Genomic DNA, 21,833 nt, shown 5'->3' with positions numbered 1-21,833 from the left:
TCGTGCCGCGACCCGGAATCGACGTACCCATTCCGGTCCGGAACCTCGCTTGTTTCCCGCCATTTCCCTCACCGAAACACGCTTTCCGATGTGACTTGCGCGACGTTGGACGGGCCCGGCCTGACCTTCCCGGCCAGGGAGGCGTAGCCTTTATTCCCGCTGTCCATCACCTTGTGAAGCGGAAGAGGGCGGTTGCCGCCGTGTCGCCACAGTCCCCCAGTAACTCGAGCACTTCGACCGAAGACCAAGCCGGGAAGAACCCCGCCGCTGCGTTCGGTCCCAATGAGTGGCTCGTCGACGAGATCTATCAGCAGTACCTCCAGGACCCGAATTCGGTAGACCGAGCCTGGTGGGACTTCTTCGCCGACTACAAGCCAGGGGCTCCGGCCGCCTCGGCTCCGGCGGGTACTGCGGCCGCGGGGGCCGCAGGGACCACCACCACGGCAGCTGCGTCCGCGCCTGCCGCGCCGGCAGCCCCTGCCGCGCCCGCGGCGCCCCAGGCTCCGGCCCAGGCCGCTCCGGCGGCTCCTGCGGCCCCGGCGCCCGCTCCGGCCGCCGCACCCGCGGCGCCGAAGCCTCCTGCCGCTGCCCCGGCCCCGGTTCCCGCGAAGGCCGCTCCGGCCGCCGCGAAGCCGAAGGCCGCGCCCGCGACCGAGGCCCCTGCCGGTCCCGAGTTCGTGACGCTGCGCGGCCCCGCCGCCGCGGTCGCGAAGAACATGAACGCCTCGATCGAGGTGCCCACGGCCACATCCGTGCGCGCGGTCCCGGTGAAGCTGCTCTTCGACAACCGCATCGTCATCAACAACCACCTGAAGCGTGCCCGGGGCGGGAAGATCTCCTTCACCCACCTCATCGGCTACGCGATGGTGCAGGCCATCAAGGCCATGCCGACCATGAACCACTCCTTCGCGGAGAAGGACGGCAAGCCGACCCTGGTCAAGCCGGAGCACGTCAACTTCGGTCTCGCCATCGACCTGGTGAAGCCGAACGGTGACCGCCAGCTCGTCGTCGCCGGCATCAAGAAGGCCGAGACGCTGAACTTCTTCGAGTTCTGGCAGGCCTACGAGGACATCGTCCGCCGCGCCCGCGACGGCAAGCTGACGATGGACGACTTCACCGGCGTCACGGTCTCCCTGACCAACCCCGGCGGCCTCGGCACCGTCCACTCGGTCCCCCGCCTGATGCCCGGCCAGTCGGTCATCATGGGCGTCGGCTCCATGGACTACCCGGCGGAGTTCCAGGGCACCTCCCAGGACACCCTGAACAAGCTCGGCATCTCGAAGGTCATGACGCTCACGTCGACCTACGACCACCGGGTGATCCAGGGCGCCGCCTCCGGCGAGTTCCTCCGCATCGTCGCCAACCTCCTCCTCGGCGAGAACGGCTTCTTCGACGAGATCTTCGAGGCGCTGCGCATCCCCTACGAGCCGGTCCGCTGGCTCAAGGACATCGACGCCAGCCACGACGACGACGTCACCAAGGCCGCCCGCGTCTTCGAGCTGATCCACTCCTACCGGGTCCGCGGCCACGTCATGGCCGACACCGACCCGCTGGAGTACCGCCAGCGCAAGCACCCCGACCTCGACATCACCGAGCACGGTCTCACCCTGTGGGACCTGGAGCGCGAGTTCGCGGTCGGCGGCTTCTCCGGCAAGTCGATGATGAAGCTGCGCGACATCCTCGGCGTGCTGCGCGACTCGTACTGCCGCACCACCGGCATCGAGTTCATGCACATCCAGGACCCGAAGCAGCGCAAGTGGATCCAGGACCGCGTCGAGCGCCCGCACTCCAAGCCGGAGCGCGAGGAGCAGCTGCGCATCCTGCGCCGGCTGAACGCGGCGGAGGCCTTCGAGACCTTCCTGCAGACCAAGTACGTCGGCCAGAAGCGGTTCTCCCTGGAGGGCGGCGAGTCCGTCATCCCGCTCCTCGACGCCGTCATCGACAGCGCCGCGGAGTCCCGCCTGGACGAGGTCGTCATCGGCATGGCCCACCGCGGCCGCCTGAACGTCCTCGCCAACATCGTCGGCAAGTCGTACGCGCAGATCTTCCGCGAGTTCGAGGGCAACCTCGACCCGAAGTCGATGCACGGCTCCGGCGACGTGAAGTACCACCTGGGCGCCCAGGGCACCTTCACCGGCCTGGACGGCGAGCAGATCAAGGTCTCGCTGGCCGCGAACCCCTCCCACCTGGAGACGGTCGACCCGGTCATCGAGGGCATCGCCCGCGCCAAGCAGGACATCATCAACAAGGGCGGCACGGACTTCACGGTCCTGCCCGTCGCCCTGCACGGTGACGCGGCCTTCGCGGGCCAGGGTGTCGTCGCCGAGACCCTCAACATGTCGCAGCTGCGCGGCTACCGCACCGGCGGCACGGTGCACATCGTCATCAACAACCAGGTCGGCTTCACCGCCGCCCCGGAGTCGTCGCGCTCGTCCATGTACGCCACCGACGTGGCCCGCATGATCGAGGCGCCGATCTTCCACGTGAACGGCGACGACCCCGAGGCCGTCGTCCGCGTCGCCCGCCTGGCCTTCGAGTTCCGCCAGGCGTTCAACAAGGACGTCGTCATCGACCTCATCTGCTACCGCCGCCGCGGACACAACGAGTCCGACAACCCGGCGTTCACGCAGCCGCTGATGTACGACCTGATCGACAAGAAGCGCTCGGTGCGCAAGCTCTACACCGAGTCCCTCATCGGCCGCGGCGACATCACCCTCGAAGAGGCCGAGCAGGCGCTGCAGGACTTCCAGGGCCAGCTGGAGAAGGTCTTCACCGAGGTCCGCGAGGCCGTCTCGCAGGGGGCGGAGGTGCAGATCTCGGACCCGCAGGCGCAGTTCCCCGTCGCCGTGCAGACCGCAGTCTCCCAGGAGGTCGTCAAGCGGATCGCCGAGTCCCAGGTCAACATCCCCGACAACGTCACCGTCCACCCGCGTCTGCTGCCGCAGCTGCAGCGCCGGGCGGCGATGATCGAGGACGGCACGATCGACTGGGGCATGGGCGAGACCCTCGCCATCGGCTCCCTCCTCCTGGAGGGCACCCCGGTCCGGCTGTCGGGCCAGGACTCCCGCCGCGGCACCTTCGGCCAGCGCCACGCGGTCCTGATCGACCGGGTCACGGGCGAGGACTTCACCCCGCTCCAGTACCTCTCGGACGACCAGGCCCGCTACAACGTCTACGACTCGCTGCTCTCCGAGTACGCGGTCATGGGCTTCGAGTACGGCTACTCGCTGGCCCGCCCGGACGCCCTCGTGATGTGGGAGGCGCAGTTCGGCGACTTCGTCAACGGCGCGCAGACGGTCGTCGACGAGTACATCTCGGCCGCCGAGCAGAAGTGGGGCCAGACGTCCGGCGTCACCCTGCTCCTGCCGCACGGCTACGAGGGCCAGGGCCCGGACCACTCCTCGGCCCGCATCGAGCGCTTCCTCGCGCTGTGCGCCCAGAACAACATGACGGTCGCCCAGCCGACGCTCCCGTCGAACTACTTCCACCTCCTGCGGTGGCAGGTGCACAACCCGCACCACAAGCCGCTGGTCGTCTTCACCCCGAAGTCGATGCTGCGCCTCAAGGCCGCCGCCTCGAAGGCGGAGGAGTTCACCACCGGCGCCTTCCGCCCGGTCATCGGCGACGACTCGGTCGAGGCCGCGGCGGTCCGCAGGGTCGTGTTCTGCGCCGGCAAGCTGTACTACGACCTCGAGGCCGAGCGGCAGAAGCGCGGCGTCACGGACACGGCGATCATCCGCATCGAGCGCCTGTACCCCCTCGCGGGTGCGGAGCTCCAGGCGGAGATCGCCAAGTACCCGAACGCCGAGAAGTACCTGTGGGCCCAGGAGGAGCCGGCGAACCAGGGCGCGTGGCCCTTCATCGCCCTCAACCTGATCGACCACCTGGACCTGGCCGTCGGCGCCGACATCCCGGGCGCCGAGCGGCTGCGCCGCATCTCCCGCCCGGCCGGCTCGTCCCCGGCCGTGGGTTCGGCGAAGCGGCACCAGGCCGAGCAGGAGCAGCTGGTGCGCGAGGTGTTCGAGGCCTAGGTCTCGAACGCGGCCTCCCGTACGTCGTCGCGGGCCCGGTTCCCTCTCGGGGGGCCGGGCCCGCGGCATCTCCCACCCCTTTTTCCCATCCCTTTCATCCCGTTCATCCCGTTCACCCCCTTCACCGACCGGAGCACCGCCCATGTACTTCACCGACCGTGGCATCGAGGAGCTGGAGAAGCGGCGCGGCGAGGAGGAGGTCACCTTCGAGTGGCTCGCCGAGCAGCTGCGCACGTTCGTCGACCTCAACCCGGACTTCGAGGTACCGGTGGAGCGGCTGGCGACGTGGCTGGCACGGCTTGACGACGAGGACGACGAGGACGACGACGAGTAGATCCCGTCGCGCCCCGCGGCCCCTCGCCACGCCCCGGGTCCCCTCTCCCGCCGCATCTCACCGAGACGGGTGTCTTGACTTTCCGTATCCGCGATATATCGTGAATGACGGAAGACGCGATATGGCGCGTCGATTCCATGCCCGCGCCCGTCCGGGACCGGTCGTCTGGAGGTCTGCACCATGTCCGAGTGGTCCGTCGCAGAGCCGAGGAAGCTCACCTTCGACGACCCCGTGACGGCGCTGCACGTGCGCGTCGTCAACGGAACAGTGAACGTCGTGGGCACCGACGAGGGTTCCGCGAGGCTTCAGGTCTCCCAACTGGAAGGCCCCCCGCTTCAGGTGACCCAGCGGGACGGCACGCTCACCGTGGCCTACGAGGACCTGCCCTGGAAGGGCTTCCTCAAGTGGCTCGACAGCAAGGGCTGGCGCCGCAGCGTGGTGGTCTCGCTGGCCGTCCCGACCGGCACGCGTGTCGAGGTGGGCGTGGTCGGCGCCGCCGCCGTGGTCTCCGGCGTGGAGGGCCGGGTGGAGGTCAAGGGCGTCACCGGCGACACGACGCTCGTACGCCTCTCCGGCCCCGTCCGGGTGGACACCGTCTCCGGCAGCCTGGAGGCCCAGGCCGTCACCGGCGACCTCCGCTTCAACTCCGTCTCCGGCGATCTGACCGTCGTCGAGGCCTCGGGCTCCTCCGTGCGCGCCGACTCGGTGAGCGGTTCGATGATCGTGGACCTCGACCCCACGGGCACCCCCACCGACGTGCGCCTGACGAACGTCTCGGGCGAGATCGCCATCCGCCTCCCGCACCCCGCCGACGCCGAGGTGGAGGCCAACACCGCGAGCGGCACCGTCTCCAGCGCCTTCGAGGACCTCCGGGTCAGCGGCCAGTGGGGCGCCAAGAAGATCACTGGCCGGCTGGGCGCGGGCAACGGCAAGCTGAGGGCGGTGACCGCCTCCGGCTCCATCGCCCTGCTCCGCAGGCCACCGGTGGAGGACGAGCCGCGCGAGCCGGCCCCGTCCGCGCCCGCGGGGGACAGCTCGCCCGACGACTCCACGGACGGCCCGACCGACAAGAAGGTGCTCTGAGATGCCTCCCGTCTTCGCCCACGGCCGTCTGCGCCTCTACCTGCTGAAGCTGCTGGACGAGGCCCCACGGCACGGATACGAGGTGATCCGCCTCCTGGAGGAGCGCTTCCAGGGGCTGTACGCGCCCTCGGCGGGCACCGTCTATCCGCGGCTCTCCAAGCTGGAGGCCGAGGGACTGGTCACCCACACCACCGAGGGCGGCCGCAAGGTGTACGCGATCACGGACGCGGGCCGCGCCGAACTGGCCGACCGCAGCGGCGAACTGGCCGATCTGGAGCTGGAGATCCGCGAGTCGGTCGCGGAGCTCGCCGCGGAGATCCGCGCCGACGTGCGGGGCGCCGCGGGCGATCTGCGCCGCGAGATGCGGGCGGCGGCCACGGAGGCCCGGCGCGGCCACGGAAGCGCCGGCGACGCCACGGAGCACGAGCCCGCGGGCGGCTTCGGTGACTTCGGCGACCACCGCGACAAGGAGTCGTGGCGTGCCGCGAAGGAGGAGATGCGGCGCGTCAAGCAGGAGTGGAAGGAGCAGGCCCGGCGCGCGAAGGACGAGAGCCGGCGGGCCCGCGACGAGGCCCAGCGGGCCCGCCGCCAGGCCAAGGAGGCACAGGAGAGGGTCCGCGCCCAGGCCCAGGAAGAGATGCAGCGTATGGCCAAGCGGGTCCAGGAGCAGGTCCAGGACCACTTCGCGCGCGGGGACTGGCCGACGGGGGTCCGCGAGGGCCTCACCGAACTCGCCAAGGAGTTCGGTGACTTCGGCAAGACCTTCGGGGGCGACTTCGGCAAGACCTTCGGAAAGGACACCGGCCCCGGCCGGCCGGGCACGCCGGAATCCGGGTCGGCCGAATCCGACTCGGCGCGCACCCCGGAACCCGACTACTCGGACACCCCGGACGACTTCCCGGCAGGCTACGAACCCTCCTGGGCCCACGAGAGCTCCACCGGCGAACCCGCCCGCGACCTCGACCGCCTCCTCGACCGGTTCCGCGACGACATCCGCGACGCGGCCCGGGACCACGGGGTGACGGAGGACCAACTGCGGGCGACCCGCCGTCACCTGTCCACGGCGGCGGCACACATCGGGGCCGCGCTGCGCACACCGAAGAGCTGACCGCCGGTGGCACCCGGGGATCTCCCTGACGGGACGGGGTCCCCGAGTTCCGGCCGGGGGACCCCGAGGGCTCCCCGCGGCGGGGCTCACCCCGCCTTGGCCTCCCCATCGCCGTAGAGCACGCGCGTCACCGTCTCGTACGTGACCCCGTGATCGGCGAGCACCTCCGCGAGCACACCGGGCCGGACGGTCAGGGCCATCAGCAGATGCTCGTCGCCGATGTGCCGGTCCTGACGGGCGAGCGCCAGCCGAAGGGACTGCGTCAGCGTCTCCTTGGCCCCCTGGGTGAACGGCCGACGCCCGGACCGCCGGCCGGCTCCACCCCTCCTGCCCGCCTCCAACGCTCCGGCCCCATGGGCCTCCTCCACCCGGGAGACGATCTCCGAGACGTCGATGCCGAGCCCGGACAGCGCCTCCGTCTCGGCGCGGGAGAGCCCACCCCGCCGGCGCGTCTCGGCGAGCGCCCGTTCCACCGAGTCACGGCGTTCGGCCGCGCCGAGCGAAGCGAGCGCGAACGAGCCGCGACTGCCCTCCCGGTCCAGCAGGGCAAGGAACATGTGCTCCTCGTCCACCGCCTCGGCCCCCGCCCGCTCGGAGTACCCGACCGCGCCCTCGACCACGGCCCGGGCATCCTTCGTGAAACGCTCGAACATCACTGCCTCCCGTACTTCTTGTGCACGGCCTGCCTGCTCACTCCGAGTTCCGCGGCGATCTCCTGCCACGACCAGCCCTGATGGCGCGCACTGCGCACCTGTACCGCCTCCAGCTGCTCCAGCAGCCTCCGCAGCGCGGAGACCGCCCGCAGCCCGATCCGCGGATCGCGGTCACCCGCACGCTCGGCGAGATCCGTTGCTTCGGTCATGATGTCAACCTACATTGACAGACGTCCCCCGTCAATCAAAGTTGACACCCGTATGCGGAACGGCGGGCCCGGAGACTCCCGGGCCCGCCGCGGCCACCACGTCACTGCGCCCCGGCCCACTCGGCCGGATGGACCTCAGCCCACCGTGAGCACGATCTTCCCGAACTGATCGCCCGCCGCGATCCGCTCGAACCCCTCCCGGGCCCGGTCGAGCGGCAGCACCTCGTCGATGACGGGCCGCACCCCGGTGGCGGCGCAGAAGGCCAGCAGGTCCTCCAGCTCGTCCTTGGTGCCCATCGTGGAGCCGACGACCTTGAGCTCCAGGAAGAAGATCCGGGTCAGCTCGGCGTGCGCGGGACGGTCCCCGCTCGTCGCTCCGGAGATCACCAGTGTGCCGCCGGGCCGCAGCGACTTGATGCTGTGCGACCACGTGGCCGCGCCCACCGTCTCGATGACCGCGTCCACACGCTGCGGCAGCCGCGCGCCGGACTCCAGCGCCTCCACGGCCCCGAGTTCGACGGCCCGCTTGCGCTTGGCCTCGTCACGGCTCGTCGCGAAGACCCGCAGTCCGGCGGCCTTGCCGAGCACGATCGCGGCGGTCGCGACACCGCCGCCGGCCCCCTGCACGAGGACCGAATCGCCCGGCCGCACCCCGGCGTTGGTGAAAAGCATGCGATACGCCGTCAGCCACGCGGTCGGCAGACAGGCGGCCTCCTCGAACGAGAGCTCCTTGGGCTTCGGGAGGACGTTCCACGCCGGGACCGTGACCTGCTCGGCGAAGGTTCCCTGGTAGCGCTCGGTGAGGATCGACCGGGGCTCCTCCGGGCCGACCCCGTGCCCCGTCTGCCCGATGACGGAGTGAAGGACGACCTCGTTGCCGTCCTCGTCGACGCCGGCCGCGTCGCATCCGAGGATCATCGGCAGTTTGTCCTCGGCCAGGCCCACTCCCCGGAGGGACCAGAGGTCGTGGTGGTTCAGGGACGCGGCCCTGACGTTCACGGTCGTCCAGCCGGGCCTCTGCTCGGGGGCCGGGCGCTCCCCCAACTCCAGGCCGTTGAGCGGCTGATCACGGTCAATGCGAGCGGCGTAGGCAGCGAACATGACCTTGACGATAGGCTCCGCCCCCGCGCCGCGGAACCACGTCCCGCTGTGACACGCGTCCCGCCCGTCACGCGGCCCACCTCACACCCGTACCGGCTCGCCCGAAGAACCCCGCGTGAACCATCCGTACGGCCCAACGCCCGGGCAAAGGAAAGCGGCCCCGCCGGGGGACAACCCCGGCGAGGCCGCAGAATCCGCTCCCGAACCGCCCCGGAACGTCTGAAGCCGCCCTCGAACCACGCTCACGCGGCTTGCGAACCGGTCTCGGGCGAAACGGTGCCGAAACCGCTCACCTCACCGGCGCGCGACCCCTTCGGCCCGCGCGGCCGCGGCCACCGCCGCGGTCACCGCGGGCGCCACCCGCTCGTCGAACGGCGAGGGGATGATGTAGTCGGCGGAGAGGTCGTCCCCGACGACCGCGGCCAGCGCGTCGGCCGCCGCGATCTTCATTCCCTCCGTGATCCGGGACGCCCGCACCTGCAGCGCCCCGGCGAAGATCCCGGGGAACGCCAGCACGTTGTTGATCTGGTTCGGGAAGTCGGACCGCCCGGTGGCGACCACCGCCGCGTACTTGTGGGCGATCTCCGGATGCACCTCCGGGTTCGGGTTGGCCATGGCGAACACGAACGCACCCTCGGCCATGGAAGCCACCGCCGGCTCCGGAACCGTGCCGCCGGAGACGCCGATGAAGACGTCCGCACCCGCGAGGGCCGCTTCCAGCGACCCGGAGAGCCCCGCCTTGTTGCTGATCCCGGCGAGCTCCCGCTTGACGTCCGTGAGGTCATCCCGGTCGGACGACACGACGCCCTTGCGGTCCGCGACGGCCACGTCGCCGATGCCCGCCTCCAGCAGGAACTTGGCGATGGCGATCCCGGCCGCGCCCGCGCCGGAGATCACCGCGCGCAGCTCACCGAGCGAGCGCCCGGTCAGCTTCGCGGCGTTCCGCAGGGCCGCCAGGGTCACCACGGCCGTCCCGTGCTGGTCGTCATGGAAGACGGGAATGTCCAGCCGCTCCTGGAGCTTCCGCTCGATCTCGAAGCACCGCGGCGCCGAGATGTCCTCCAGGTTGATGCCGCCGAAGGACGGGGCGAGCCGGGCCACGGTCTCGACGATCTCGTCGACGCCGGTGCAGTCCAGCGCGATCGGCACGGCGTCCACCCCGCCGAACTGCTTGAACAGGATCGCCTTGCCCTCCATCACGGGGAGCGAGGCCTCCGGACCGATGTCGCCGAGGCCGAGAACGGCCGTGCCGTCCGTGACCACCGCGACCACGTTGGACTTCCACGTGTAGTCGTGGACCAGTTCCGGCCGCTCGGCGATGGCGCTGCACACCTTCGCGACGCCGGGTGTGTACGCCAGGGACAGGTCGTCCTTGTTCCGCACGGGCACGGTGGCCTGCACGGCCATCTTCCCGCCACGGTGCAGCGCGAACGCCGGGTCGAAGGCCGGCGAGTCCACGGAGCCGTCGGAATTCACCGGCTCCACGTCGCCTTCGGGACCCGTACTGCTGTCGCTGCGAGGATTGACGATCTCCGCTGCCACTTTGTTTTACCCCTTAAGTCTTCATTGATTGAGGGTGACCACTCCTGATTGAGGGGTGGGCGGGCACCGCGTATGCCCTGCCGCCGTGGTTGCGTACGGGCGGATACGCGACGGGCGCGCCGCACACGCGCCCTGAGCCCCGGATGAGGGGTGTAAAGAACCTTCTTACCGGACGGACTGTGCCGACGACGAGCCCATAACGCGAAGCTCACACGCCGGTGACATGACTCATACCCGAATATGTGGACAAGTCCAGGATTTGACGTCATGTCGTCGCAAGCGCGGAGTCGTGGCGGTCCGCATCCGGAGGTGCGCCGCAGATCTTCCGGCCGAAAGGGCGGTTTCCCGCACAGGATCCGGCACGGCCGGGGCGCCCAGTGTTGGTCCGGGGGTCACCCGTTATCCGATTTTGACATAGCGAGTCCTCTGAAGGGCGCAATCCGAATGGCAAGATGCCGTCATCACACGAGGTCGCGACACCCGAAGGTGTGTGTTCTCGTCGACCCATCGGCAACTCCCTCATCCGCCGGAGGCACCCACCATGACCGCAAGCACCACCCGTCGTACGACGGCCGCGCAGTCCCGGATAGCAGCGGTCGGTGCGATCGCGGTCGCCGGGGCCCTGGTTCTCACCGGTTGCGGTGACCAGACGAACGGTGGCGGCGGCAGCTCCACCGAATCGGCCAAGTCCAACAGCGCTCCCCTCTTCTCCAAGCTGCCCAAGAAGATCCAGGACGCGGGCGTCATCAAGGTCGGCACGAACGCCGAGTACGCCCCCATGGAGTCGACCGAGGGCGGCAAGATCGTCGGCGTCGACCCTGACCTGGCCGACGCGCTGGCCAAGCAGCTCGGTGTGAAGTTCGAGTTCACCTCGGGCTCCTTCGACGGCCTGATCACCGCCGTCAACTCCGGCCGCTACGACGTCGGCATGTCGTCCATCACGGACAACAAGCAGCGCCAGCAGGGCCTGGACGACAAGGGCAAGAAGCTCGGCGAGGGCGTCGACTTCGTCGACTACTTCACGGCCGGTACGGCCATCTACGTGAAGAAGGGCAACCCCGAGGGCATCAAGGGCATCGAGGACCTCTGCGGCAAGACGGCCGCCGTGCAGCAGGGCACGACGTACGAGACGGCCCTGAAGGACCAGTCCAAGAAGTGCACGGACGCCGGCAAGAAAGCCATCAACATCGAGGCCTTCCAGAACGACACCGAGGCCCAGACCCGGGTGAAGTCCGGCGGCGCGGTGGCCGGCATCAACGACTACCCGGTGGCGGTCGACCTGGCCAACAAGGCCGACGGCGGCAAGGCCTTCGAGGTCATCAACAAGCAGTACGACGCCGGCCCGTTCGGCATCATCCTGAACAAGAAGAACACCCAGCTCCGTGACGCGCTGAAGGATGCGGTCGACGCGATCATCAAGGACGGGTCGTACCAGAAGGTCCTGGAGAAGTGGGGCGCCCAGTCCGGCGCGATCGAGCAGTCCGCGATCAACGGCGGCAAGTAAGCCGAGCGCACCACTGAAGGGCAGTCACGTGACTGACAAATTCGACAAGTCCCCCGCGGACGCCGCACCCCCCGGCGACACGGTGGCCAGGAGCGCGGCCGCCGGGCCGGACCCGGAGACCATCAAGGCGATCCCCGTCCGGCACTACGGCCGGTGGATCAGCGGCGTCATCGTCGTCGCGCTGCTGCTGGCGCTCGGCGTCGCGTTCTCGCAGGGCAACATCCAGTGGCACACGGTCGGCGACCAGCTGTTCGTGTCCAGCGTCGTCCAGGGCGCCGGCCGCACGCTGCTGATCAGCGTGCTCGCCATGATCGTGGGTGTGGTGCTGGGCATCGTCCTCGCGGTGATGCGGCTCTCGAAGAACCCGGTGACCAGCACGGTCGCCTGGCTGTACATCTGGTTCTTCCGCGGCACCCCGGTCTACGTCCAGCTGCTGCTCTGGTTCAACCTGGCGCTGATCTTCCCCGTTCTGAATCTCGGTCCGATCTACAAGAACGAGATGACGGACGTCATGACTCCGTTCATGTGCGCCCTGCTGGGCCTCGGTCTGAACGAGGCCGCGTACATGGCCGAGATCTGCCGCGCCGGCCTGCTGGCGGTCGACGAGGGTCAGACGGAGGCCGCGCAGGCCCTGGGCATGAGCCACACCAAGACACTGTTCCGGATCGTGATCCCGCAGGCGATGCGCGTGATCGTGCCGCCGACCGGCAACGAGTTCATCAACATGCTGAAGACCTCGTCGCTGGTGTACGCGGTCACGTACAACGAGCTGCTGCGCTCCACCTCGGCGATCGGCTCCACGTCGTACGCCGTGATGGAGATGCTGTTCGTCGCCTCCATCTGGTACCTGGCCATGACCAGCGTGTTCAGCGTCTTCCAGTACTACCTGGAGCGCTACTACGCACGCGGTTCCAGCCGCAGCCTGCCGCCGACCGTCTTCCAGAAGATCAAGGCGAACATGCTCGGACTCGGCCGTGAGAGGGGCACCGCATGACCGCGATGGTGAAGTCGGAGGGCGTCCACAAGTCCTTCGGTCCGGTGGAGGTCCTCAAGGGCATCGACCTCGAGGTGAACACCGGTGAGGTGTTCTGCCTGATCGGCCCGTCCGGCTCCGGCAAGTCGACCTTCCTGAGGTGCATCAACCACCTGGAGAAGATCAACGCCGGCCGGCTGTACGTCGACGGCGACCTGGTCGGCTACCGCCAGAAGGGCGACAAGCTCTACGAGCTCAAGGACAGCGAAGTCGCCCTGAAGCGCCGGGACATCGGCATGGTCTTCCAGCGCTTCAACCTGTTCCCGCACATGACGGCCGTCGAGAACGTCATGGAAGCGCCGATCCAGGTGAAGGGCACGAAGAAGTCGGACGCCCAGAACCGCGCGATGGAGCTGCTCGAACGTGTCGGCCTGTCCGACAAGGCGCGCAACTACCCCTCGCAGCTCTCCGGCGGCCAGCAGCAGCGCGTGGCGATCGCCCGCGCGCTGGCGATGGACCCGAAACTGATGCTCTTCGACGAGCCGACCTCGGCCCTGGACCCGGAGCTGGTCGGTGACGTCCTCGACGTCATGCGCGACCTCGCCGAGTCCGGTATGACGATGGTCGTCGTCACGCACGAGATGGGCTTCGCCCGCGAGGTCGGCGACAGCCTGGTCTTCATGGACGGCGGTGTCGTGGTCGAGTCCGGCAACCCGCGCGACGTCCTGACGGACCCGCAGCACGAGCGCACCAAGTCGTTCCTGTCGAAGGTGCTCTGAGGGTTTCGACGAACGGATGCCGCCCGCCCGGGAAGGGCTGGGCGGCATCCGTCGTTCCGGGTCACCACACGTTCGGCCAGGGGCTGCGCGGCGAGAGGCCGCTCGGTGCCGAGCCCCCTCCGCGGGCGCCGCGGCCGGTCCGGGGGACGTCACGACCGCGCGGGACGCGGAACAGGGGGTACGAGTCCCCGTACCGCCTCGACCGAAGCAACCGGCGGACCCTGCGGACCCGGCGGATCACTTGACCGCGAGCACCAGCGCGTCCGAAGGCGAGCGCCACACCGCCCGCGCCTCCGCGAAGCCCTTCTCGCGCAGCACGCGCGCGTGCCAGTCGGCGGACGGGGTGTCGCCGTCGGCGTGCTCGCCGTAGATCTCGAAGCGGCGGGCGGTCGGCGCGGCGAGGACCGGGTCCTGCGCGGCCAGTTCCCACCACGCGGACCAGTCGAGGACACCGCCCTCCTTGGCCCGGTCCATCCGGGCGTGCCGCTGCGCGCGATCGGCCGCGTTGATCAGGGGCGTGGACTCGTCGATCATGTGGTCGGCGTTCATGAAGACCCCGCCGGCGCGGACGATCCCCGCGATCCCGCCGTAGAGGGCCGCGAGGGGTTCGCTGTGCAGCCAGTGCAGGGCCGTGGCCGTCAGCACGGCGTCGTAGGACTCGTACGGCAGCCGGGCCGTCCAGTGCGGGTCCTTGAGGTCGGCCGTGACGAAGGAGACCCGGTCGTCGCCCGCGAAGGTGCCCTCGGCGATGGTGAGCAGCGCGGGGTCGAGGTCGACGCCGGTGCTGGTGGCGCGCGGGAGCCGGGCGAGGAGCCGGGCGGTGACGGTTCCGGTGCCGCAGGCGAGGTCGAGGACGCGCGGCGCGGGGCCGACCAGGGCCTCGACCATGTCGATCATCACCCGGAAGCGCTCCTCGCGGTCCGGCATGTACCACTCCTGCTGCCGGTCCCAGCTCTCCTGCCAGGCCTGCCAGTCGGTTCCGGTGCTGTGCGTCCCGGTGTGGCCGGTGCCGGTGCTGACGGTCATGTAAGCCCCTTCTTCGCTCGTCTTCACTCACCCGCGTAATACCCTGGAAGCGCAATCAGCCGTTACCTGACCGCCCGCATGACGATAGAGCGCCTCCGTAAGGACTACAAGTGGAACTGGCCTATTACTCGGACTACGCGGTTCGTCTCGTCAACAGCGAGGAGCCGGCCCGGGGCAAGGACGCGCTCACCTCGGTCGAGGCCGTCCGCGATCTCTTCGTGGGCAACGCCTCGGCGGCGCGCCGCGCCACGGACGCCGACGTGACGCGCTTCCGTTCGGTCCGCGCACGGCTGCGCGCCGTGTTCGAGGCGGCGGACGGCGACGACGAGACCCTCGCGGTCGACCTGCTGAACTCGCTGCTCCTGGAATTCCCCGTCAGCCCGCAGATCTCCGGGCACGACTTCCGGGACGACGACGGACGCCCGCTGTGGCACATGCACCTCGCGGACCACCCGTCGAACGTGACGGCGGGTTACGCGGCGATCGCCGCCATGGGGCTCGCCTTCCACCTCACCTCGTACGGCGTGGACCGGCTGGGCCTGTGCGAGGCCGCGCCGTGCCGCAACGCCTACCTGGACACGTCGACGAACCGCTCCCGGCGCTACTGCTCGGACCGCTGCGCGACCCGCGCCAACGTGGCCGCCTACCGGGCCCGAAAGCGCCTGGAGGCGGACCGGTCGGAGAGCACGGGCCTGGCCGCCGACAGCGCCCAGCGCACCACCGCGAGCGGCGAACGCTGACCGCCCTTGAGGGGCCGGTACCGCAACCGCACCTTCCCGAGGACGAGCTCCTCGGGCACGGCGCCGTAATCGGTGCTGTCCCCGCCGGCGAAGGCGTTGTCACCCAGTACCCACCAGCCGCCCTCGCGCCGCTGTGCCACCCGCTTCACCACCAGCAGGTCCTGCTGGAACGGATGACGCAGAACGACCACGTCACCGGGCCCGACCCGGGCCCCGTACTGCACGACGAGCCGATCCCCGTGCTGGAGCGTGGGCACCATCGAGGGCCCCCGCACCTCGGCCCCCCCGAACGGCAGCACGGCCCTTCCACGTTCGCTCTCCTGCGACAGCTCCGGCATCACCGGCACCTCCCCGGTCCATCCTCCACCAGTCCCAGTCTCACCCCGGACTTTTGTCCTAAGCCCATGGGGGCACTCGCGAAAAGACGTCCCCCACGGAGTAATGTCCCACCTGAGAAGACGATCACGAGGAAGGACAGCTCCATGCTCTCCCGCCTGTTTGCCCCCAAGGTGAAGGTCAGCGCGCACTGTGACCTGCCCTGCGGCGTGTACGACCCTGCCCAGGCCCGCATCGAGGCGGAGTCGGTGAAGGCCGTCCAGGAAAAGATGGCCGGTAACGACGACCCGCACTTCCAGGCCCGCGCCACCGTCATCAAGGAGCAGCGCGCCGAACTCGCCAAGCACCACGTGTCGGTGCTCTGGAGCGACTACTTCAAGCCCCCGCACTTCGAGAAGTACCCCGAGCTGCACCAGCTGGTCAACGACACCCTGAAGGCCCTCTCGGCCGCCAAGGCGTCCACCGACCCGGCGACGGGACAGAAGGCGCTGGACTACATCGCCCAGATCGACAAGATCTTCTGGGAGACCAAGAAGGCCTGATCCGGGCCGCGTTCGCCATGACCGGCGAGCGGTGCACCCTCGCAGGTCGACGGGCGTTCCGAAGGGGCCCGGCCGGATTTTCCGACCGGGCCCCTTCGGGTGTGCGCGTCCGGTCGTGCCGTGTCCGGACGACCGGCGCCGCCCGGCGGACATCGTCGGTCACGGCCCGGAAGGCCCGGTGACGTCGCCCTACGGGCGGATGCCGTCGCAGGCGATCGACAGGTGACGGGGGCCGCGCAGGACCGCGTTCTGCCGGTAGGGGGGCGGGTCCTCCACCAGACGGGGGTTCTCCAGCCTGCGGGCCAGCTCACCGAGCGCGAGCTGCGCCTCCAGCCGGGCCAGCGGAGCGCCGAAGCAGCTGTGGATGCCGCTGCCGAAGCCCAGGTGCTGGATGTCCCCGCGGTCCGGGTCGAACCGGTCCGGGTTCTCGAAGCGGTCGGGGTCACGGTTGCCCGCCGCCAGTACCAGCCACAGCGACGACCCCTTGGGGATGGTCACGCCGCGCACCTCGATGTCGGCGAGGGTGCTGCGCTGCGGCAACAGCTGCACCGGCGGTTCGAAGCGGAGCAGCTCCTCGACGACGGGAACGGCCAGCTTCGGGTCCTCGCGCAGCCGTTGCAGGATGCCGGGGTTGCGCAGCAGGGTCAGCATGCCGTTGGTGATGAGGTTCACCGTGGTCTCGTGACCGGCGATCAGCAGCAGCGCCGCGGTGCTCATGACCTCCATCGTCGTCATGGCGCCGTCCGGCCCGTGCGCGGTGGCCAGTTGCGACAGCATGTCCTCGCCCGGCTTCTTGCGGCGTTCCTCGATCAGGCCGGCCAGATACATGCCCAGCTCGGTGCGGGCGTTGTTCGAGACCTTGGCGCGCTCGCCGGCGTCGGCGCCCGGGACGGGGTCCAGGCTGGCGGCGAGGACGTCCGCCCAGGCGTGGAAGCGGGGCTCGTCCTCGTGGGGCACGCCGAGGAGCCGGCAGATCACGGTCACCGGGAAGGGGTACGAGAACTGGTCGACCAGGTCGATCCGTTCCGGGTCGCCGATGCCGTCGATGAGCCCGGAGACGATGTCGGCCAGCTCGCCGTGCATCTCGTGGACGCGCCGCGGCGAGTGCGGGGGTCCGAAGGGACGGTTCGTCATGCGCCGCAGCCGGTCGTGCTCCGGAGGGTCGAGCCGCAGGAACGCCGGCGGCAGCGCCGACTCCTCCTCCGTGTCGCCCAGCGGATCGCCCGCCGTCGCCTTCAGGTTGCGCGCGTCGGAGCTGACCCGCGGATCGTGCAACAGGCTCTGGATGTCGTAGTACTTGCTGACGACGTACGGCCCGTCCGCGTCGTGGTACACCGGGGTCTCGCGGAGTTCCTCGTACAGCGGATACGGGTTCGCGCGGTGCGAGTAGTCGATGATCTGCCGCAGGATGGCTTGCGTCATGATGCGTCCTCGTGAGCGTCGGATCAGTGCCCGGCGGGGGTGAACGTCATCCGCCGGTCGGCCGGCGAATATCCGGTGAGGGTGACGGTCGGTCCGCTCGTGGGCACTGACGGGTCGGGGAAGTCCGCGTCCACCGGGCGCTGCCCCTCGGGGCGGCGGTCCACGGTCGCGAAGGACGGCGGGAAGGGCGCTGTGGTCTCGATCAGCTGCTGGTAGAACTGCAGCCACTTCGTCTGGTCGAAGGTGACGGCGCCGATGACGCGCCCCTGGTACCCGTACACGCCGGTGAATCTGCGCTCGTTGAGTGCGCCCTGCGCGATGAGGATCTCCGTCCCCATCGACGGCACCCCCACGGACTTGATGTTCACGCCGAACTGCGAGGACCAGAAGGCGGGCACCCAGATGTGGGGGCGGCGGTCCACGCTGTCGCTCATCATGTTGTGCGCCGCGGTCTCGGCCTGCGCGACGGCGTTGCCCCAGTGCTCCAGGGACAGGAACTGGTAGCCGAACAGCGGATGCGGGGAACGCGCCACGTCGCCTGCCACATAGACGTCGTCGGTGACGATGCCGCGGATGTCGAAGGCCCGGCAGCCGGCGTCACAGGCGATGCCCCGGGGGCCCGCGCCCAGTCCGGACCCCGCGAGCCATTCGGTGTTGCGCAGGGCGCCGAGGCACACGACCACCACATCGGCGTCGACGGTGTTCCCGTCGGAGAGATGGGCGGCGCGGACCCGGTTCGCGGCGTCGCCCTCCAGGCCGGTCACCATGATGCCGCAGCGCAGGTCGACCCCGTGCTCACGCTGGATCTCGGCCGCGACCTGGCCGACGACCCCACCGAGCGCGCCGACCAGGGGCGCGGCGGCCCGTTCGGCCACGGTGACCGCGATCCCGCGTTCCCGGCAGGCGGAGGCGATCTCCGAGCCGGTGAACCCGGCGCCGATGACGAGCACACGGCGGGGGTTCTGCGCGAGCGCGCGCTCCAGCCCGGTCGCGTCGTCGCGAGTGCGCAGGACGAAGACACCGTCGAGTTCCGCCTCGCTCTCCCTCGGCCAGGGCCTGGCCCGGACGCCGGTGGCGATCAGCAGCCGGTCGTACCCCACCTCGTCGCCGTCGGCCAGCCGTACCCGCCGGGCCGCCATGTCGAGGCCGGTGGCCGGGACCCCGAGACGCCACTGCGCGTCGATCGCGCGGCGCCGGGGCAGGGAGGTGTGGTCCGAAGTCGCCCGGCCCAGCAGGACCTGCTTGGACAGCGGGGGCCGGTCGTAGGGCTCGTAGGGTTCGTCGCCGACCATCGTCAGGGAGCCGGCGAACCCCTTCTCGCGCAGGGTCTCCGCGGCCCGCAGTCCCGCGAGCGAGGCGCCCACGACGACGACACGCCCTTCGCGCTTGAGCCGGTCGAGGATTCCGTCACCGCTCACCGGTGACCTCCCGGTCGGTTCCGGGGTTCGCGACCGCGTGGTCTGCGGGGTCCGCGTCCACGAGGATGGCCTGGACGGGGCAGGCCGCGACGGCACGCGCCACGTCGTCGCGCCGCTTCTCGTCGGCCTCCGGGTTGTAGAGCAGGGCCTCGTCGCCGTGCATGGCGAACACGTCGGGAGCGAGGAACGCGCACTGCGCGTACCCCTGGCAGCGGTTGAGATCGACGACAAGTCTCACCGAGGAACAGCCTTTCCGTGGCCCCGTCCGCCCCCTCGCCCCTCAGCATGCGTGAGCGGGCGCGGACCCGCTCGCCGGAGCGTCCGATGGGACGACGGGGTCACCGCGGGCTCCGGGACCGGCGCGGTTCGCGCAGCCCGACGCGCAGGATGTGGAGACTGACGATCAGCGCCCAGGCCGGGAAGACCAGTTCGGACCAGGGCAGGGAGGACCCCGCGGCGAGCAGCACCAGGCCCACGAGATATCCGAAGATGCCGAGGGGCCTCGGCAGGACGCCGAGGCGGTGTCCGATGGTGGAGGTCGTGAAGACGAACACGGCCGCCATCCGCAGCGCGTACGTCGTCATCATCGTGTAGGCGAAGTAGCGCCCGAAGTCGGAGGAGCGGACCTCGTCCAGGACGGTGCCCGCCGCGGCACCGGCCCCGAACATCGTGGCGACGAACACCAATCCGCTGCCCATGAAGACGGTGGCGACGAACCTGTCCTCGGCGTCGCCGACCTGCGCGCGCACGGCGCCCATGAACCACAGGAAGAAGATGCCCGCGAAGGGAAGGATCTCCAGCGCCGTCTGCACCGCCCACCGTTTGTCCGGATCGATCGTCGCGCCGGGCGGGTTCCCGGCGGGAACGGCGATCCGCACCAGCACGATCGCCACCGCGAGCAGCACCGCGAACACCGCCCCGGCCATGCCGGCCGCCCGCGGTGTGCGCAGCCGCTCGTCGTTCGGCTCCATCGTCGCCCGCCGTCCTTCCCGGTTCCCCTCTTGGTCCAGCAAGCAGGCACGCGTGCCCGTACGCCACCGGGGGCACCCGCGGGAGTGACGGCCCTCCCCGCTGTCGGTGGCCCGTGCCATCCTGGAGAGATGACCGTGGAGGATCTGGTCCGGCTGCGCCGGACACGCGACCGGATGGACCGCGAGTACGCGGAGCCGCTGGACATCGCCGCGCTCGCGCGCACGGCGCTGATGTCCCCCGGCCACTTCCAGCGCAGCTTCCGCGCGGCGTACGGGGAGACGCCGTACGGCTATCTGATGACCCGCCGGATCGAGCGGGCCAAGGCCCTGCTGCGGCGCGGCGACCTGACGGTCACGGAGGTCTGCCTCGCCGTGGGCTGCACCTCGCTCGGCTCCTTCAGCTCCCGCTTCACGGAGCTGGTCGGCGAGACCCCGAGCGCGTACCGGGCCCGCCCGCACGACCACGGCGCCCCCATCCCGCCCTGTGTGACCCGCCGTCTGACCCGCCCCTCCCGCCACCGCAGACCGGACGAAGGGGAACCGGGGACGCGCCTGTAGGCCCGGCGGAAAGCCCCCGGCACGGCCTAGCCTGGGACCCATGGACCTGAAACTTTCCCAGTGCTTCATCGCGGTGGACGACCACGACAAGGCGCTCGCCTTCTACCGGGACGTCCTGGGCCTGGAAGTGCGCAACGACGTCGGGTTCGAGGGGATGCGCTGGGTGACCCTCAGCTCGCCGCTCCAGCCGGACGTGGAGATCGTCCTGGAGCCCCCGGACGCCAGCCCGGACGCCTCCCCCGCCGACAAGCAGGCCATGGTCGAGCTGCTCGCCAAGGGCATCCTGCGCGGGGTCATCTTCTCGACGACCGACTGCGACGCCCTCTACGAACGGGTCCGCACGTCTGGCGCCGAAGTCCTCCAGGAGCCGACGGACCAGCCGTGGGGCGCCCGCGACTGCGCGTTCCGTGACCCGGCGGGCAACCTCCTCCGCTTCAAGGAGCGCCCCGCGGCCTGACCACGGCTCCCCTCCGCCGGGAAACGGGCCCGGGTCCCCGGTGGGAAACGGGCCCCGCCGTCCGTCCCCCGGGTGCCCGTCCCCGGGAATCGGGCTCCGGCTACCGTTGCGTCGGCCCCGCCGCACCGCTCACCACCGGAGACACCCATGCCGTCCGCGCGCTCCCGCGTCCTCTACGTCAGCGACCTGGCCTATCCGGCCAAAGGGCGGCGGTACGGCGACGAGGACGTGTTCCTCACCTCCCGGCTGCGCGAGGACTTCGACGTCGCCGTGTGCCATCCACTGGACGCGGCCGCGCTGATGACCGGCTTCGACGCCGCGGTCGTCCGCAACAGCGGGCCGGTGCTGCACTACCAGGCGCAGTACGACGCCTTCCGGCGGCGCGCGCTCGCCGACGGCGTCCGTGTGTACAACCAGCTCTCCGGCAAGGGGGACATGGCCGGCAAGCAGTACCTGCTCGACCTCACCGCGGCCGGGTTCCCGGTCATCCCCACCGTCGACCGCGCCGGGGACCTGCACCGGCTGCCGGACGTCGACACGTACGTCGTGAAGCCGAAGCTGGGGGCGGACTCGATAGGCCTGGAGTTCGTCTCGCGCGACGGGCTCGCCGAACTGTCGTACGACGACCGTCTCGTGCAGCCGCGTATCGACTTCCGCTACGAGGTGTCCTTCTACTTCGTCGACCGCACCTTCCAGTACGCCCTGTACGCACCCCGCCCGGACCGGCGGTGGGACCTGGAGCCGTACGAAGCGACCGGGCGGGACCGGGAGTTCGCGCAGCGGTTCGTCGACTGGAACGACATCGCGTACGGCATCCAGCGCGTCGACGCCTGCCGGGCACCGGACGGCGAGCTGCTCCTCGTCGAGCTGGAGGACCTCAACCCGTATCTGTCGCTGGACGTCCTGGCCCCCGCCGCGCGGGACGCCTTCGTCGCGCGGGTGAAAACGTCGTTGCGCGGTCTGATCGGGCAGGAGACGGTACGAGGCGCCGCAGAAGCCGTCTGAAGCGTGCCGGGCGCCCGAACCGCCGACACCGTCCGACAGGG

Annotated in this window: 22 protein-coding genes; 12 read left to right on the top strand and 10 right to left on the bottom strand. The window is 70.2% G+C overall.

Going from position 1 to position 21,833, the window contains the following annotated elements:
• The first annotated feature begins 200 nt into the window (after positions 1–200).
• The 4 genes from HEP85_RS26675 to HEP85_RS26660 all read left to right on the top strand — a co-directional run bounded on the left by HEP85_RS26675 (position 201) and on the right by HEP85_RS26660 (position 6,556).
• Positions 201–4,031, top strand: coding sequence for a multifunctional oxoglutarate decarboxylase/oxoglutarate dehydrogenase thiamine pyrophosphate-binding subunit/dihydrolipoyllysine-residue succinyltransferase subunit (locus HEP85_RS26675; protein WP_369657847.1), 3,831 nt, complete (start codon positions 201–203; stop codon positions 4,029–4,031).
• Positions 4,032–4,173: 142 nt separating this feature from the next.
• On the top strand, positions 4,174–4,365 hold the full coding sequence (locus tag HEP85_RS26670; RefSeq protein WP_168530193.1) for a DUF6104 family protein: 192 nt from the start codon (positions 4,174–4,176) through the stop codon (positions 4,363–4,365).
• Between the two features lie 180 nt (positions 4,366–4,545).
• The gene (locus HEP85_RS26665) at positions 4,546–5,448 is read left to right on the top strand and encodes a DUF4097 family beta strand repeat-containing protein (protein ID WP_168530192.1); all 903 of its coding nucleotides are present in this window, start codon (positions 4,546–4,548) and stop codon (positions 5,446–5,448) included.
• 1 nt (position 5,449) lies between these two features.
• A complete protein-coding gene (locus HEP85_RS26660; RefSeq protein WP_168530191.1) occupies positions 5,450–6,556 on the top strand; it encodes a helix-turn-helix transcriptional regulator in 1,107 nt (368 codons plus the stop codon).
• Between the two features lie 86 nt (positions 6,557–6,642).
• Here the strand turns inward: HEP85_RS26660 and HEP85_RS26655 are convergent, their stop codons facing one another.
• The 4 genes from HEP85_RS26655 to HEP85_RS26640 form a co-directional block, all read right to left on the bottom strand.
• Positions 6,643–7,209, bottom strand: a complete 567-nt coding sequence (locus HEP85_RS26655; protein WP_168530190.1) for a Clp protease N-terminal domain-containing protein — start codon at positions 7,207–7,209, stop codon at positions 6,643–6,645.
• Complete coding sequence (locus HEP85_RS26650) at positions 7,209–7,418, bottom strand: helix-turn-helix domain-containing protein (protein ID WP_148010429.1); 210 nt, start codon at positions 7,416–7,418, stop codon at positions 7,209–7,211. Before HEP85_RS26650 ends, HEP85_RS26655 begins: the two co-directional genes overlap by 1 nt.
• Before the next feature lie 135 nt (positions 7,419–7,553).
• Entirely contained in the window at positions 7,554–8,519 is a 966-nt protein-coding gene (locus HEP85_RS26645) for a zinc-binding dehydrogenase (RefSeq protein ID WP_168530189.1), read from the bottom strand.
• Between the two features lie 294 nt (positions 8,520–8,813).
• Positions 8,814–10,061 (bottom strand): NADP-dependent malic enzyme, encoded by a 1,248-nt coding sequence (locus HEP85_RS26640; protein WP_168530188.1) that lies wholly within the window; start codon positions 10,059–10,061, stop codon positions 8,814–8,816.
• A gap of 541 nt (positions 10,062–10,602) precedes the next feature.
• Here HEP85_RS26640 and HEP85_RS26635 point away from each other — a divergent pair.
• The 3 genes from HEP85_RS26635 to HEP85_RS26625 are packed head-to-tail and all read left to right on the top strand — an operon-like array spanning position 10,603 to position 13,317.
• A complete protein-coding gene (locus HEP85_RS26635; RefSeq protein WP_168530187.1) occupies positions 10,603–11,565 on the top strand; it encodes an ABC transporter substrate-binding protein in 963 nt (320 codons plus the stop codon).
• Between the two features lie 28 nt (positions 11,566–11,593).
• Entirely contained in the window at positions 11,594–12,559 is a 966-nt protein-coding gene (locus tag HEP85_RS26630) for an amino acid ABC transporter permease (RefSeq protein ID WP_168530186.1), read from the top strand.
• Positions 12,556–13,317, top strand: a complete 762-nt coding sequence (locus HEP85_RS26625) for an amino acid ABC transporter ATP-binding protein (RefSeq protein WP_329290342.1) — start codon at positions 12,556–12,558, stop codon at positions 13,315–13,317. The genes HEP85_RS26630 and HEP85_RS26625 overlap by 4 nt, the downstream gene beginning before the upstream one ends.
• Before the next feature lie 237 nt (positions 13,318–13,554).
• Here HEP85_RS26625 and HEP85_RS26620 read toward each other — a convergent pair whose 3' ends face one another.
• Complete coding sequence (locus HEP85_RS26620; protein ID WP_168530184.1) at positions 13,555–14,343, bottom strand: trans-aconitate 2-methyltransferase; 789 nt, start codon at positions 14,341–14,343, stop codon at positions 13,555–13,557.
• A gap of 110 nt (positions 14,344–14,453) precedes the next feature.
• Here HEP85_RS26620 and HEP85_RS26615 point away from each other — a divergent pair, with 110 nt between their 5' ends.
• Positions 14,454–15,083 (top strand): ABATE domain-containing protein, encoded by a 630-nt coding sequence (locus HEP85_RS26615; RefSeq protein ID WP_168530183.1) that lies wholly within the window; start codon positions 14,454–14,456, stop codon positions 15,081–15,083.
• On the opposite strand, the gene sodX is transcribed toward HEP85_RS26615, so the two are convergent.
• On the bottom strand, positions 14,987–15,421 hold the full coding sequence (gene sodX, locus HEP85_RS26610) for a nickel-type superoxide dismutase maturation protease (RefSeq protein WP_168530182.1): 435 nt from the start codon (positions 15,419–15,421) through the stop codon (positions 14,987–14,989). The genes HEP85_RS26615 and sodX overlap by 97 nt on opposite strands.
• A gap of 144 nt (positions 15,422–15,565) precedes the next feature.
• Between sodX and sodN the strand changes: the two genes are divergently transcribed.
• Positions 15,566–15,961, top strand: coding sequence for a superoxide dismutase, Ni (gene sodN, locus HEP85_RS26605; RefSeq protein ID WP_004983535.1), 396 nt, complete (start codon positions 15,566–15,568; stop codon positions 15,959–15,961).
• A 189-nt stretch (positions 15,962–16,150) separates the two neighbouring features.
• Here the strand turns inward: sodN and HEP85_RS26600 are convergent, their stop codons facing one another.
• The 4 genes from HEP85_RS26600 to HEP85_RS26585 all read right to left on the bottom strand — a co-directional run bounded on the left by HEP85_RS26600 (position 16,151) and on the right by HEP85_RS26585 (position 19,772).
• Positions 16,151–17,383 (bottom strand): cytochrome P450, encoded by a 1,233-nt coding sequence (locus tag HEP85_RS26600; RefSeq protein ID WP_168530181.1) that lies wholly within the window; start codon positions 17,381–17,383, stop codon positions 16,151–16,153.
• A gap of 23 nt (positions 17,384–17,406) precedes the next feature.
• Complete coding sequence (locus HEP85_RS26595) at positions 17,407–18,801, bottom strand: NAD(P)/FAD-dependent oxidoreductase (protein WP_168530180.1); 1,395 nt, start codon at positions 18,799–18,801, stop codon at positions 17,407–17,409.
• Complete coding sequence (locus HEP85_RS26590; RefSeq protein WP_168530179.1) at positions 18,791–19,039, bottom strand: ferredoxin; 249 nt, start codon at positions 19,037–19,039, stop codon at positions 18,791–18,793. Before HEP85_RS26590 ends, HEP85_RS26595 begins: the two co-directional genes overlap by 11 nt.
• A 100-nt stretch (positions 19,040–19,139) precedes the next feature.
• Positions 19,140–19,772: a hypothetical protein gene (locus tag HEP85_RS26585; RefSeq protein ID WP_168530178.1), complete on the bottom strand. Its 633-nt coding sequence runs from the start codon at positions 19,770–19,772 to the stop codon at positions 19,140–19,142.
• A 129-nt stretch (positions 19,773–19,901) separates the two neighbouring features.
• On the opposite strand from HEP85_RS26585, the gene HEP85_RS26580 reads away from it, so the two are divergent.
• The 3 genes from HEP85_RS26580 (at position 19,902) to HEP85_RS26570 (ending at position 21,792) form a co-directional block, all read left to right on the top strand.
• Positions 19,902–20,330 (top strand): helix-turn-helix transcriptional regulator, encoded by a 429-nt coding sequence (locus HEP85_RS26580; protein WP_153288673.1) that lies wholly within the window; start codon positions 19,902–19,904, stop codon positions 20,328–20,330.
• Positions 20,331–20,370: 40 nt separating this feature from the next.
• A complete protein-coding gene (locus HEP85_RS26575) occupies positions 20,371–20,787 on the top strand; it encodes a VOC family protein (RefSeq protein WP_168530177.1) in 417 nt (138 codons plus the stop codon).
• Between the two features lie 147 nt (positions 20,788–20,934).
• Positions 20,935–21,792, top strand: a complete 858-nt coding sequence (locus tag HEP85_RS26570; protein ID WP_168530176.1) for a hypothetical protein — start codon at positions 20,935–20,937, stop codon at positions 21,790–21,792.
• The last annotated feature ends 41 nt before the right edge of the window (positions 21,793–21,833 follow it).

It is taken from the genome of Streptomyces sp. RPA4-2, assembly GCF_012273515.2.
GTDB classification, from domain to species: Bacteria; Actinomycetota; Actinomycetes; order Streptomycetales; family Streptomycetaceae; genus Streptomyces; species Streptomyces kaempferi.
Note: the sequence above shows the minus strand (reverse complement) of the source record. Positions and strands in the feature narration are given on the sequence as shown.